At 65.7% G+C, this 13,864-nt stretch carries 8 protein-coding genes; all 8 read right to left on the bottom strand.

Annotated elements, in window-relative coordinates; all coding sequences use genetic code 11:
* Positions 1–27: 27 nt before the first annotated feature.
* The 8 genes from QMX96_RS01515 to QMX96_RS01480 all read right to left on the bottom strand — a co-directional run bounded on the left by QMX96_RS01515 (position 28) and on the right by QMX96_RS01480 (position 13,784).
* Complete coding sequence (locus QMX96_RS01515; protein WP_054914580.1) at positions 28–1,530, bottom strand: efflux transporter outer membrane subunit; 1,503 nt, start codon at positions 1,528–1,530, stop codon at positions 28–30.
* Positions 1,527–4,634: an efflux RND transporter permease subunit gene (locus QMX96_RS01510; RefSeq protein ID WP_043861436.1), complete on the bottom strand. Its 3,108-nt coding sequence runs from the start codon at positions 4,632–4,634 to the stop codon at positions 1,527–1,529. The genes QMX96_RS01515 and QMX96_RS01510 overlap by 4 nt, the downstream gene beginning before the upstream one ends.
* The gene (locus QMX96_RS01505; protein ID WP_258658688.1) at positions 4,631–7,729 is read right to left on the bottom strand and encodes an MdtB/MuxB family multidrug efflux RND transporter permease subunit; all 3,099 of its coding nucleotides are present in this window, start codon (positions 7,727–7,729) and stop codon (positions 4,631–4,633) included. The genes QMX96_RS01510 and QMX96_RS01505 overlap by 4 nt, the downstream gene beginning before the upstream one ends.
* On the bottom strand, positions 7,726–9,012 hold the full coding sequence (locus tag QMX96_RS01500; RefSeq protein WP_078480367.1) for an MdtA/MuxA family multidrug efflux RND transporter periplasmic adaptor subunit: 1,287 nt from the start codon (positions 9,010–9,012) through the stop codon (positions 7,726–7,728). The genes QMX96_RS01505 and QMX96_RS01500 overlap by 4 nt, the downstream gene beginning before the upstream one ends.
* A gap of 256 nt (positions 9,013–9,268) precedes the next feature.
* A complete protein-coding gene (gene tpx / locus QMX96_RS01495) occupies positions 9,269–9,769 on the bottom strand; it encodes a thiol peroxidase (RefSeq protein WP_043861433.1) in 501 nt (166 codons plus the stop codon).
* Positions 9,770–9,921: 152 nt separating this feature from the next.
* The gene (locus QMX96_RS01490) at positions 9,922–11,199 is read right to left on the bottom strand and encodes a serine/threonine transporter (RefSeq protein WP_043861432.1); all 1,278 of its coding nucleotides are present in this window, start codon (positions 11,197–11,199) and stop codon (positions 9,922–9,924) included.
* Positions 11,200–11,427: 228 nt separating this feature from the next.
* Positions 11,428–12,630, bottom strand: coding sequence for an amino acid aminotransferase (locus QMX96_RS01485; RefSeq protein WP_043861431.1), 1,203 nt, complete (start codon positions 12,628–12,630; stop codon positions 11,428–11,430).
* A 137-nt stretch (positions 12,631–12,767) separates the two neighbouring features.
* Entirely contained in the window at positions 12,768–13,784 is a 1,017-nt protein-coding gene (locus tag QMX96_RS01480) for an Ldh family oxidoreductase (protein WP_058540136.1), read from the bottom strand.
* Positions 13,785–13,864 lie beyond the last annotated feature (80 nt).

Below are 13,864 nucleotides of genomic sequence, written 5' to 3'. Positions count from 1 at the left end.
CGTTGCCGGCGAACGCCTCGACGCACACTACCTGTCGGTCGCGGTACGGTCTTCAGCAGCGAGGCTGGCTGCCTCCCAGCCGCCCCCCAACGCCGCAATCAACTGCACGCTGGCCACCAGCCGGCCCTGCAGCAGGTTCAGCACGCTGCGTTCATTGCTCAACGCGGTGGTCTGCACGTTCACCACGTCCAGATAACCGATCAGGCCCGCCTTGTACTGGTTCTCGGTCAGGCGCAGCGACTCGCGCGCCGACGCCAGCGCCTCATCGCGCACCTGCGCCTCATCGGCATACACCTTCAACTGCACCAGGTAGTTTTCCACCTCCTGGAAGCCATCCAGCACGCTCTGACGGTACTGCGCCACGGTCTGGTCGTACACGGCCTTGGTACGGTCGACCTCGGCCGAGCGCTTGCCGGCATCGAACAGGGTCACGGCCAACTGCGGCCCCACCGACCAGAATCGGTTCGGCAAGCTGATCCAGTCGCTGAAGCTGCTACTGCTGTAGCCACCGCTCATGCTCAGGGTCAGGTCCGGGAAGTACGCCGCCCGCGCCACGCCGATATTGGCGTTGGCCGCCATCACCTTGCGCTCGGCCGAGGCAATGTCGGGGCGGCGCTCCAGCAGCTGCGACGGCAGCGCCAGCGGGATCTGCGGCAAGGCCGGTATGGTGGTGCTCGGCGCCAGGGCAAATTCGGCCGGCGCCTTGCCCATCAGCACGGCAATCGCATTCTCGAACTGCGCCCGCTGCCAGATCAGGTCGATCAGGTCGGCCTGGGTGCTCTTGAGCTGGGTCTGTGCCTGGGCCACCGCGTCCTTGCCCGAAACCCCGGCGCGGTACTGGTTCTGGGTCATGGTCAGCGAACGCTGATAGGCCGCCAGCGTGGCCTCGAGCAGGCGCTTCTGCTCGTCGATCACACGCAGCTGCAGGTAGTTTTGCACCAGCTCCGACTGCAGGCTCAGGCGTATCGCCGCCAGGTCCGCCAGGCTCGCCTCGGCACTCGCCTCGTTGGCGTTCAGGCCCTCACGCAGCTTGCCCCACAGGTCGGCTTCCCAGCTCACGCCCAGCTGGGCGCTGTACGTGTCGCGGATACCGCTGCTGTTGTTGCTCAGGCTCGAACTGCTGCTGCCGGTGCCCTGGCTGGAGCGGGTCTTGCCGGCGCTCAGGTCGAGGCTGGGAAACAGCGAAGCCCGGGCGCTGCGCACCAGGGTCTGGGCCTGGCGATATTGCGCCTCGTACTGGGCCACCGTCTGGTTGTTGGCATTGAGCTGCTCGACCAGACCGTTGAGCTGCGCATCGCCGTACAGCTCCCACCAGGCCCCGCGCGCCAGGGCGTCGGACGGGTTGGCCTGGGTCCAGCCCTCGGCGTACTTGAACGCCACCGGTTCCGGCGCCTGCGGCCGGTGGTAGTCGGGGCTCAGGGTACAGGCGCTGAGCATCGCCAGGCACAGGGCCGAGGTCAGCAGGCGCGAACCACGGGCCGCCAGCACGCGCTGCAGGGAAGGTGGACAAACATCGGCAGGTCGGGTCATAGCGGGGTTTCCAAAGCAGCGTCGGTACGCACGCCGCGCCAGTGATTGAAGCGATGGCGCAGGCGGTCCAGATAGAGGTAGACCACGGGGGTGGTGTAAAGCGTGAGGATCTGGCTGAACACCAGCCCGCCAATGATGGTCAGGCCCAGCGGCTGGCGCATCTCGGCGCCCTCGGCGGTGCTCAGCAGCAACGGCAAGGCGCCCAGGATCGCCGCCAGGGTGGTCATCAGGATCGGCCGCAGACGCAGCAGGCAGGCCCGACGAATCGACTCCTGCGGGCTGAGCCCTTCATGGCGCTCCAGCTGCAGGGCCAGGTCGATCATCAGAATCGCGTTCTTCTTCACCACCCCGATCAGCAGGAACAGCCCCAGCAGCGAGATCAGGCTGAATTCGCTGCCGACCACGTACAGCGTCAGCAGCGCCCCTACCCCGGCCGACGGCAGGGTCGAGAGGATGGTCAGCGGGTGAATGTAGCTTTCATACAGAATCCCCAGCACCAAGTACACCGCCAGCAAGGCGCCGAGGATCATCCAGGGCTGGCCCTCCTGGCTCTTGGTGAAGGCATCGCCGGTACCGCCAAGCTTGGCGATCACGTCCTCGGGCAGGCCGACCTTGGCCACCGCGCGCTCCACCGCGGCCAGCGCCACGTCCTGGCTGACGCCTTCTGCGAGGTCGAACGAGATGTCCTCGGAGGCGAACTGCCCCTCGTGGCTGACACGGTCCTCGGCCAGGCTGTTCTCGTAATGGGCAAAGGTCGACAGCGGCACGCGCGCGCCGTCGGCGGTGATCACCTGGACCTGCTCCAGGGTGCGCGGGTCCTGCGCATACTTGGGGTTGACCTCCATCACCACCTGGTACTGGTTGAGGCTGTCGTAGATGGTCGAGATCTGGCGCTGGCTGTAGGCGTTGTTGAGCACGGCGGTGACCATGTTCATGTCGATGCCCAGGCGTTTGGCCTGCTCGCGATCGACCACCAGGGTCACCTGCTGGGTGCCGCTGCCTTCGCGGGCGTCGATGGCCGTCAGCTCCGGCAGCGCCTTGAACGCCGCCACCACCTTCGGGTACCACTCGCGCAACGCCGTCAGCTCGCCACTTTGCAGGGTGTAGAGAAACTGCGAGCTGCTCTGCTCGCGGCCACCGCCAAACTGCAGGTCCTGGTCGGCCATCAGGAACAGCCGCCCGCCGGGTACCTTGGGCATCTCCTTGCGCAGGCGCTCGATGATCTTCTGCGCCGACTCCTTGCGCTCCTTGATCGGCTTGAGGCGCACCAGCACCATGGCGTTGTTGATGCCGCTGTTGCCGCCGATGAAACCGGCCACGCTCTGCACGGCCGGGTCCTTGAGCAAGGCGCGCCGGTAGATTTCCATCTTCGGCTGCATCACCGCGAACGACAGCCCGTCGTCACCCCGCACAAAGCCCATCAGCTGGCCGGTGTCCTGCTGCGGCATCAGGGTCTTGGGCACCACAACGTACAGCGCCACGTTGACCACGATGGTCACCAGCAGGCTCAGCAGGGTCAGGCGGCGATGGCGCAGCGCCCAGCCCAGGCTGCGGTCGTAGCCGGCCATCATGCGCTGGTTGAGACGCTCGCTCCAGCGCTGCAGGCGGGTCTGCTCGCCGGGGGCGTGAGGTTTGAGCCAGCGCGCGCAGAGCATCGGCGTGAGCGTCAGCGACACCACCAGCGACACCAGGATGGCCGCCGCCAGGGTGATGGAGAACTCGCGGAACAACGACTCGACGATGCCGCCCATGAACAGGATCGAGACGAACACCGCCACCAGCGAGGCGTTCATCGCCAGCAGCGTGAAGCCCACCTCCTTGGCGCCGAGGAAGGCCGCGGCCAGCGGCGCGACGCCTTCGTCGATATGCCGCGAGATGTTCTCCAGCACCACGATGGCGTCGTCCACCACCAGCCCGGTGGCGAGAATCAGCGCCATCAGCGACAGGTTGTTGAGCGAGAACCCGCACAGGTACATCACCGCGAAGGTGCCCACCAGCGAAACCGGCACCGCCAGGGTCGGGATCAGCGAGGCGCGCAGGTTGCCCAGGAACAGGAACACCACCAGGATCACCAGCGCCACGGCGATCAGCAGCGTGTGTTCGGCCTCCTTGAGGGTGGCCTTGATCACCGGCGAGCGGTCCATGGCCACGTTCAGTTGCACGCTGGCCGGCATCAGGTCCTGCAACGCCGGCAACTGCTCCTTGATGCTCTCGATGGTCTTGATGATGTTGGCGCCGGTCTGGCGGTTGATCACCAGCAGCACCGCGTCCTTGTCGTTGAAGAAACCGCTGTTGTAGCGGTTCTCCACGCCATCGGTGACCTTGGCCACGTGGCTCAGGCGCAGCACCGAGCCGTCCTGGTAGCGAATCACCAGCGGGCCGTAGTCCTTGGCTTTCTCCAGTTGATCGTTGGCCTGTACCTGCCAGCTGCGCTGGGTGTCCTCGATGAAGCCCTTGGGCCGGCGCACGTTGGCGTTGGCGATGGTCTGACGCACATCGTCCAGGCTCACGCCGTACTGGTTGAGCAGTTGCGGCTCCAGCTCGATGCGCACCGCCGGCAGCGAACTGCCGCCGATCTGCACCTCGCCCACACCCGGCACCTGGGACAGGCTCTGGGACAGGATGGTGGAGGCCAGGTCGTAGAGCTGGCCCTTCTGCAGTACATCGGAGGTCAGCGACAGCACCATGATCGGTGCCTGGGCCGGGTTGAACTTGTTGTAGGTGGGCATGCTCTTCATGCCGCTGGGCAGCAGGTTGCGCGTGGCATTGATGGCCGCCTGCACCTCGCGTGCGGCGCCATCGATGTCGCGCCCCATGTCGAAGCCCAGGATCACCCGCGTGGAGCCCTGGCTGGAGCGGCTGGTCAGGGTGTTGACCCCGGCGATGCTGCCCAGCGAGCGTTCCAGCGGGGTTGCCACGGTGGAGGCCATCACCTCGGGGCTGGCCCCGGGCAGGCTGGCCGACACCACGATCACCGGGAAGTCCATCTGCGGCAGCGGCGCCACCGGCAGCAGGCCGAAGCTGACCCCGCCCAGCAGCATGATGGCCAGGCTCAGCAGCATGGTCGCCACCGGGCGACGGATAAACGGGCCGGAGAGGTTCATGCGTCGGCCTGTTGCGGGTCAGGCTGACGGCGCCAGCGACGCGCCAGGCGGTCGAAGTACAGGTAGATCACCGGCGTGGTGAACAGCGTCAGCACCTGGCTCACCAGCAGCCCGCCCACCATCACCAGGCCCAGCGGCTGGCGCAGCTCGGCACCCGAGCCGGTGGCGAGCATCAGCGGGATGGCCCCGAACAGCGCCGCCAGGGTGGTCATCAGGATCGGCCGGAAGCGCAGCAGCGCCGCCTGGTAGATCGCCGTCTGCGGGTCCATGCCCTGGTTGCGTTCGGCCTCCAGGGCGAAGTCGATCATCATGATCGCGTTCTTCTTGACGATACCGATCAGCAGGATGATGCCGATGATCGCTATCATGCCCAGGTCGTTGCCACTGATCATCAAGGCCAGCAGCGCGCCCACTGCGGCCGAGGGCAGGGTCGAAAGGATGGTCACCGGGTGGATGTAGCTCTCGTAGAGCACACCGAGCACGATGTACATGGTCACCACTGCCGCCAGAATCAGCAGCAGGGTGCTCGACAGCGACGCCTGGAAGGCTTCGGCCGCGCCCTGGAAGCGGGTCTGAACGCCCAGCGGCATGCCGATCTGCTGCTGCACCTGTTCGATGACCTTGACGCCCTCGCCCAGCGACACGCCTTCGGCCAGGTTGAACGACATCATCACCGCCGGGAACTGGCCGATGTGGGCAATGGCCAGTTGCGCCTGGCGCTGCTCCACATGGGCCAGGCTCGACAGGCGCACCTGCGCGCCATCGGTGGTCTTGACGTAGATCTGGTCGAGCACCCTGGGCCCAAGGTCGGCCGCCGCAGCGGCCTGCAGCACCACGCGGTACTGGCTGGCCTGGGTATAGATGGTGGAGATCTGGCGCTGGCCGAAGGCGTCGTACAGCGCGTTGGTGATTTCCGACACGTTGATGCCCAGACGGCTGGCGGCGTCGCGGTCGATCACCAGAAACACCTGCAGGCCCTTGTCCTGCAGGTCGCTGGCCACATCGGTCAGCTCGGGGCGATCATGCAACGCATCCACCAGCTTGCCGCTCCACTGCGCGAGCAGGTCGGCATCCGGCGACGACAGGCTGAACTGGTACTGGGTGCGGCTGACGCGGTCTTCGATGCTCAGGTCCTGCACCGGCTGCATGAACAGGCGAATGCCCACCAGCTTGTCCAGTTGCGGTTGCAAACGGGTGATGACCTGCGAGGCAGTGATGTCGCGCTCGCCGTGGGGCTTGAGGTTGATCAGCAACCGGCCGCTGTTGAGCGTGGCGTTGTCGCCGTCGACGCCGATGTACGACGACAGGCTCTGCACGGCCGGGTCTTGCAGGATCACCGCGCTCAGTTCCTGCTGGCGCTGGCTCATGGCGGCGAACGAGATCGATTGCGGGGCTTCGGAAATACCCTGGATCACCCCGGTGTCCTGCACCGGGAAAAAGCCCTTGGGCACTGCCAGGTACAGCAGCACGGTCAGGCCCAGGGTCGCCACCGCCACCAGCAGAGTCAGCGGCTGGTGGCACAGCACCCACTGCAGGCCGCGACCATAGTGGGCGATCATCCAGTCGATCCAGGCACCGCTGGCGCGGTAGAAGCGCCCCTGTTCCTCTTCCCTGGGCTCGCGCTTGAGCAGGCGCGCGCACATCATCGGCGTGAGGGTCAGCGACACCACCAGCGAGATCAGGATCGCCACCGCCAGGGTGATGGCGAACTCGCGGAACAACCGCCCCACCACGTCGGCCATGAACAGCAGCGGGATCAGTACCGCGATCAGCGAGAAGGTCAGCGAGATCAGGGTGAAGCCGATCTGCCGGGCGCCCTTGAGCGCGGCCTGCATCGGCGTCTCGCCCTCCTCGATATGCCGCGAGATGTTCTCCAGCATCACGATGGCATCGTCCACCACGAAACCGGTGGCAATGGTCAGGGCCATCAGCGTGAGGTTGTTGATCGAGAACCCGGCCAGGTACATCACGCCGAAGGTGCCGATCAGCGACAGTGGCACGGCGATCGACGGGATGAGGGTGGCGCTGGCCCGGCGCAGGAACAGGAAGGTCACCAGCACCACCAGCACGATGGCGATCAGCAGCTCGTGCTGCACATCCTTGACCGAAGCACGGATGGTCTGGGTGCGGTCGGTGAGCACCACCACGTCCAGCCCCGCCGGCAGGTTGTCGGTGATCGACGGCAGCAGCGCCTTGATCCGGTCGACCACCTCGATGACGTTGGCCCCAGGCTGGCGCTGGATGTTCAGCAGCACTGCCTGGCTCTGGTTGGCCCAGGCCGCCAGGCGCTCGTTCTCGGCGCCGTCGACGATCTCGGCAACGTCCTTCAGGCGCAGCGGCGCACCGTTCTTGTAGGCCAGGATCAGGTTGGCGTATTCCTCGGGGGAGCGCAGCTGGTCGTTGGCGTCGAGCATCGAGACCCGCGTGGGGCCGTCGAAGTTGCCCTTGGGCTGGTTGACGTTGGAGGCGCCGATCAGGGTGCGCACGTCGGCCAGGTTCAGCCCGGCCGAGGCCAGCGCGTCCGGGTTGACCTTGATGCGTACCGCCTGGCGCTGGCCACCGGCGATGCTGACCATGCCCACACCGCTGATCTGTGCGATCTTCTGCGCCATGCGCGTGTCGACCAGGTCGTTGAGCTTGGGCAGCAGCATAGTCTTGCTGGTGATGGCCAGGGTCAGTACCGGGGTATCGGCCGGGTTGACCTTGTTGTACACCGGCGGCGCCGGCAGGTCGCTGGGCAACAGGTTGCTGGCCGCGTTGATCGCCGCCTGCACCTGCTGCTCGGCGACGTCCATGTTCATTTCGAGACTGAAGCGCAGGGTCAGTACCGAGGCACCGCCCGAACTGGTCGAGGCCATCTGGGTAAGCCCGGGCATCTGCCCGAACTGGCGCTCCAGCGGCGCGGTGACCGCGCTGGTCATCACCTGCGGGCTGGCACCGGGGTACAGAGTGATGACCCGGATGGTCGGGTAATCGACCTGGGGCAAGGCCGCCACGGGCAGCAACGTGTAGGCGATCAGGCCGGCCAGCACGATGGCAAGCATGCTCAGCGTGGTGGCGACCGGGCGCAGGATGAACAGCCGCGAAAGGTTCATGCGCCAGCCTTGCCCTGCTCGCCCGGCGTGGCCGAGAGGTCTTTCTTGTCCTGGCCCTGCAGGTGCTGGCCTGGGGTGGCGGGCACGTCGCTGCTGTCGTTGACCACTTCCACCTCGCTGCCGTCACGCAGGCGGTCGGTGCCTTCGAGCACCACGCGCTCGCCCTTGGCCAGGCCTTCCTTGACCACCGTGAGGTCGCCGTCGCTGGCGCCGAGCTTGAGGCTGCGGATGGTCACCTTGTTGTCGCCATCCATCACGTAGGCGAAGGTGCCGTTGGTGCCGAACTGCATCGCGGCCGATGGCGCCAGCACCACGTCCTTCAAGGTATCGGCCAGCAGGCGCACGTTGACGAACTGGTTGGGGAACAGCATTTCATCCTGGTTTTCGAACCCGGCCTTGAACTTCAGGGTGCCGGTGGTGGTGTCGATCTGGTTGTCCAGGCTGCTCAGCACGCCCACCGAGAGCTGCTGGGTGTCGCCGCGGTCCCACGCCTGCACCGGCAGCTGGGCCCCGCTGCGGTAGCGCGACAGCACGGTGCTCAGCTCGGTTTCCGGCAGGGTGAAGACCACGGTGATCGGCTGGGTCTGGGTGATCACCACCAGTGCCGTGGTGTCGTTGGCCGCCACCAGGTTGCCGACGTCCAGCTGGCGCAGGCCCAGGCGCCCGCTGATGGGGGCGCGAATCCTGGTGAAGTCGAGGTTGAGCCTGGCATCGCCCACCGCCGCCTGGTTGGTCTTGATGGTGCCCTGGTACTGGGCCACCAGCGCGGCCTGGGTATCGAGGGTCTGCTTGGCGATGCTGTCTTCGGCGAACAGGCCCTTGTAGCGCTCAAGGTCGATCTGGGCGTTTTTCAGCTGCGCCTGGTTCTGTGCCAGGGTGCCTTCGGCCTGCTGCAGGGCGATCTGGTAGCTGCGCGGGTCGATCTCTGCCAGCAGGTCGCCGGCCTTGACCCGCTGGCCTTCCTTGAAGTTGATCTTGACCAGCTCGCCGCCCACGCGGCTGCGCACGTTGACCGTGTTGGTCGCGGTCACGGTGCCCAGGGCCTTGTAGTACAGCGGGAAGTCGCCCACGGTGGCCGGTGCCACACGCACCGGTACCGGCCCGCCGAACGCGCCGAAACCTGGCCGCCCGCCCCCCGGCTTGCCTGCGCCCGGAGCCTTGGTCGCCGGCGATGAGGGCCAGAATACCCAGCACAGGCCGGCAATCAGCAGCAGGACCAGCAGGCTCAGCAGCCAGCGACGGGAGTGACGAGGACGGGCGGTTTGCATCGGTTGATCGGCCATTGTGCGGAAAGACTTCTCTTGAGGAGGCTGAACGATAAGCAGTAGAGCGGTTTTAGCAAAGCGCCTTTACCGGCTATTTACCTAGAGCTGACGTTGGCAAAGTGCTGAACTATAAATAAAAACGGCCTGGGCTAAGGCCAGGCCGTTACAACTTTTTTCAAATAACCTTTCTATTTCAACACCGCCCCCCTGTGGGAGCTGGCTTGCCAGCGAAGGCATCCATGCGGTGCATGAAAACTCGCGGTGCCTGAATGCGTTACTTCAGTACCGCCAGCGCCGCGTCGTAGTTCGGCTCTTCGGCGATTTCCTTGACCAGTTCGGCGTGCAGCACCTTGTCGTTTTCGTCCAGTACCACGACTGCACGGGCAGTCAGGCCCTTGAGCGGGCCGTCGGCGATGGCCACGCCGTAGTTCTGGATGAATTCGGCACCACGCAGGGTGGACAGGTTCTTGACGTTTTCCAGGCCTTCGGCGCCGCAGAAGCGTGCCTGGGCGAACGGCAGGTCGGCCGAGATGCACAGTACCACGGTGTTGGCCAGTTCGTTGGCCTTGGCGTTGAACTGGCGCACCGAGGTGGCGCAGGTCGGGGTGTCGACGCTGGGGAAGATGTTCAGCACTTTACGCTTGCCGGCGAAGGAAGCCAGGGTCACGTCGGACAGGTCGCCCGCCACCAGGGAAAACGCAGGTGCCTGGGCACCGACTTTCGGCAGTTCGCCGTTGACCTGAACCGGGTTGCCTTTGAGAGTCACTTGAGCCATGAAAGAAGTCCTTATGCGGGGGTGAGTAAAGGACCAGAGTTAAGCATGAAAGTGCCCCGACACCTATGGGGCAGCGATAAATTGTTGAATATCCAGAGAGTTTTTGTGGACAAAGAGCGAGCAAGGGTGTGCACCCCTGCCCGCCCCCGGCCTCAGCCGACCAGCGAGTAGACGATGGCGCTGATGGCCACCAGGCCCACCACGACCACGAACACGTTGGACAGCGCGCCACTGTACTTGCGCATCGCCGGCACGCGGCGGATGGCGTACATCGGCATCAGGAACAGGATCGCCGCGATCACCGGGCCGCCGAACGACTCGATCATGCTCAGGATGCTGGGGTTGAGCGTGGCCACCACCCAGCAGATCACCAGCATGAAGGCTGCGGTGAACCGGTCCAGGGCCTTGGCGCCCGGCCGCTTGCCCGTCTTGAGCACCAGGCCCTTGAGGCCTTCGCTGGCACCGATGTAATGGCCCAGGAACGACTTGGCGATGGCGATGAAGGCAATCAGCGGTGCAGCGAACTCGATGGTCGGGTTGCTGAAGTGGTTGGCCAGGTACGACAGGATCGACAGGTTCTGCGCCTTGGCCTCGGCCAGTTGCGCCGGGTTCAGGGTGAGCACGCAGCTGAACACGAAGAACATCACCATCGCCACCATCAGCAGGTGCGCGCGCCGCAGGATCTGCCCGCTGCGCTCGTCGGCGTGCTCGCCGTAGCGGCGCTTCTGGTCCACGGCAAAGGCCGAAATGATCGGCGAGTGGTTGAACGAGAACACCATCACCGGAATCGCCAGCCACAGGGTGTGCACGAATGCCGACCCCGATGGCAGCTCGGTGGCGGTCGTGAGGATGCCGCCGTTCCAGTGCGGTATCAGGAACACCGCCAGCAATGCCAGGGCCACGATGAAGGGGTACACCAGCAGGCTCATGACCTTGACGGTGGCCTGCTCGCCGCAGCGCACGATGACCAGCAGGCCCAGGATCAGCACGAACGACAGCAGCACCCGCGGCGGCGGCGCCATGTGCAGTTGATGCTCCATGAAGCTGCTGACCGTGTTGGTCAGGGCCACGCTGTAGATCAGCAGGATGGGGAAGATGGCCAGGAAGTACAGCAAGGTGATGCAGGCGCCGGCGCTGAGGCCGAAATGCTCCTCCACCACTTCGGTGATGTCGGCACCGTCACGCCCCGAGAGCACGAAGCGGGTCAGGCCACGGTGTGCGTAGTAGGTCATCGGGAAGGCCAGCAGCGCGAGGATCAGCAGCGGCCAGAAGCCGCCGAGGCCGGCGTTGATTGGCAGGAACAGCGTGCCGGCACCGATGGCGGTACCGAACAGGCCCAGCATCCAGGTGGTGTCCTGCCGGGCCCAGCTACCTAGGGCGGCGGGGGTCGATTCGAAGCGTTGATCAACGCTCGGGGCCTGCTCATTCATCCGGGTGCAACTCCGCTCGCAAGACTGCAACATCGCTGGGAGTGGCCAAACAGACGCATCGGCGCACCCCAGCTGTAAAAGAGGGGCGCGATTGTGCGCGCTTTGGTTGCACTTGCAAAGCCCTTGCCGAGGAGTGGTTGCACCTGCCGGCAACGCAGCGCCGGTCAAGGCCGCCCCCACAAGGCCATCACTGTACGTGTGGGAGCGGGCTTGAGCCGCGACTGGTCGTTATGCGGTCTTGTGCACCGCCGCGAACGCTTCGGCCACCTGCTGCAGGTTGTCCGGGCGCACGCCCGACATGCACACCCGGCCGCTGTCGATCAGGTACACGCCGAACTCGTCACGCAGCCGGCGTACCTGCTCCACGCTGAAGCCGGTGTAGCTGAACATGCCGCGCTGGCTCAGGAAGAAGTCGAAGTTCTGACCCGGCAGCAGCACCGCCAGTGCATCCACCAGCGCCTGGCGCATGTCCAGGATACGCAGGCGCATCCCCTCCACTTCAGCCTGCCACTGGGCATTCAGGCCGGCATCGCCAAGCACCGTCGCAACCAGTTGCGCACCGAAGTTGGGCGGGCTGGAGTAGTTGCGGCGCACGGTCGCCTTGAGCTGGCCCAGCACGCTCTGCGCGGTGGCGCTGTCGTCACAGACCACCGACAGGCCGCCAACCCGCTCGCCATACAGCGAGAAGATCTTGGAGAACGAGTTGCTGACCAGGCACGGCACGCCGGCGCGGGCAAACTCGCGAATGGCGTAGGCGTCGGCGTCCAGGCCTTCACCGAAGCCCTGGTAGGCGATGTCGAGGAACGGAATCAGCTCGCGCGCCTTGACCACCTCGATCACCTGCTGCCATTGCGCCTGGTTCAGGTCGACCCCGGTCGGGTTGTGGCAGCACGGGTGCAGCAGCACGATGCTGTTGGCCGGCAGGGTCTGCAGGGTGGCGAGCATGCCGTCGAAGTCCAGGCCACGGGTGGCCGGGTCGAAGTACGGGTAGGTGTTGACCTTGAACCCGGCGCCTTCGAAGATCGCGCGGTGGTTGTCCCAGGTCGGGTCGCTGACCCATACCTGCGAGTCGGCGAAATAGCGCTTGAGGAAGTCGGCACCGACCTTCAGCGCACCCGAGCCGCCCACGGTCTGCACGGTGGCCACACGTGCGCCACCCACGGCCGGGTGATCGGCGCCGAACAGCAGCGCCTGGATCGCCTGGCGGTAGCTGCCCAGGCCTTCCATCGGCAGGTACAGCGAGGCTTCATGGGGCTGGTCGGCCAGGCGTTTTTCCGCCTCGCCCACTGCCGCCAGCTGTGGCACCACACCGGCGGCGTCGTAATACAGGCCGATGCTCAGGTTGACCTTGTTGGCACGCGGATCGGCCTTGAAGGTCTCCATCAGGGAGAGAATCGGATCGCCGGCATAGGCATCGACATGTTTGAACACAGCGTGCAGCTCCTTGGGTCTGGGCAAATCGTGAAAGACGCTGCCGAGGATACCTGTAGCCGCCGATTTGTGACATGACCCTGGATGCAACTGATCAGTGCAGCTGCGCATGCATCCGCCGGCGAAAAGGCCGCGGGTCACCCCTTGGCCAACACCTGCAACTGCTCGAACTCCTGCGCCGTCACGCTCACCCCGTCCCGCGCCGACGCCTCGCGCTCACGCAAGCGCCGCTCGCCGGGCATGCGGGTCAGGCCTACCGCCTGCATCTGTTCCACCAGTTCACGGCTGCGCTCGGCAAAACGGCTGCCTTCGGCCTTGGTCGGGTCGATCACGATCACCAGTTGCCCGGTCCACGGGGTCTTGGCGCCCGGGTGCTGCGACCAGTCGAACTCGAACGAGAAGTTGCCGCCGGTCAGCGCCGCGGCCAGCAACTCGACCATCATCGACAGCGCCGAGCCCTTGTGCCCGCCAAAGGGCAGCAAGGCACCGCCGTCGAGAATCGCCTGCGGATCGCAGGTCGGCTGCCCGTCGCGGTCCACGCCCATGCCTTCGGGCAACTGCTCGCCCTTGCGCGCGGCAATCTGCACGTCACCATGGGCCATGGCGCTGGTGGCCATGTCGAACACGATCGGCGCATGCCCGGCACAGGGTGCGGCGAACGCGATGGGGTTGGTACCGAACAGTGGCTTGCGCGCGCCGTGCGGCACCACGCAGGTCATGCTGTTGACCACGCTCAGGGCCACCAGGCCTTCTTCGGCAAAGGGCTCGACATCCGGCCACAGGGCCGCGAAGTGATGCGAGTTGTGTATCGCCAGCACAGCAATGCCGGCACTGCGGGCCTTTTCCACCAGCAGCGCCCGCGCCGCCTCAAGCGCCGGCTGGGCAAAACCGCCCCCGGCATCGACCCGTACGTAGCCGCTGGCCACGTCCTGCACCTGGGGCACCGCCGTGCCGTTGACCCAGCCACTGGCCAGGGTCGACACATAGGCGGGAATCCGGAATACCCCGTGGCTATGGGCGCCGTCGCGCTGGGCGCTGGCGCAGTTGGCGGCCAGCGTGCGGGCAACCGATTCGCTGGTGCCGTGGCGCACGAAAATCTGCTGCAACAGGCGCTCGAGGTCGGCCTGGGGCAAGTGGTGAACAGCTGCGGACATCTGAAGCTCCCTTGTTGGAATTGGTATGGGCGACAGCAGTGAGCGATAGCGGACTTTCCTCCGATTGACAGCAAACTGTC

Origin of the sequence: Pseudomonas sp. PS01300 (assembly GCF_029960155.1) — a bacterium.
In the GTDB taxonomy this organism is placed as follows: Bacteria; Pseudomonadota; Gammaproteobacteria; order Pseudomonadales; family Pseudomonadaceae; genus Aquipseudomonas; species Aquipseudomonas palmensis.
Note: the sequence above shows the minus strand (reverse complement) of the source record. Positions and strands in the feature narration are given on the sequence as shown.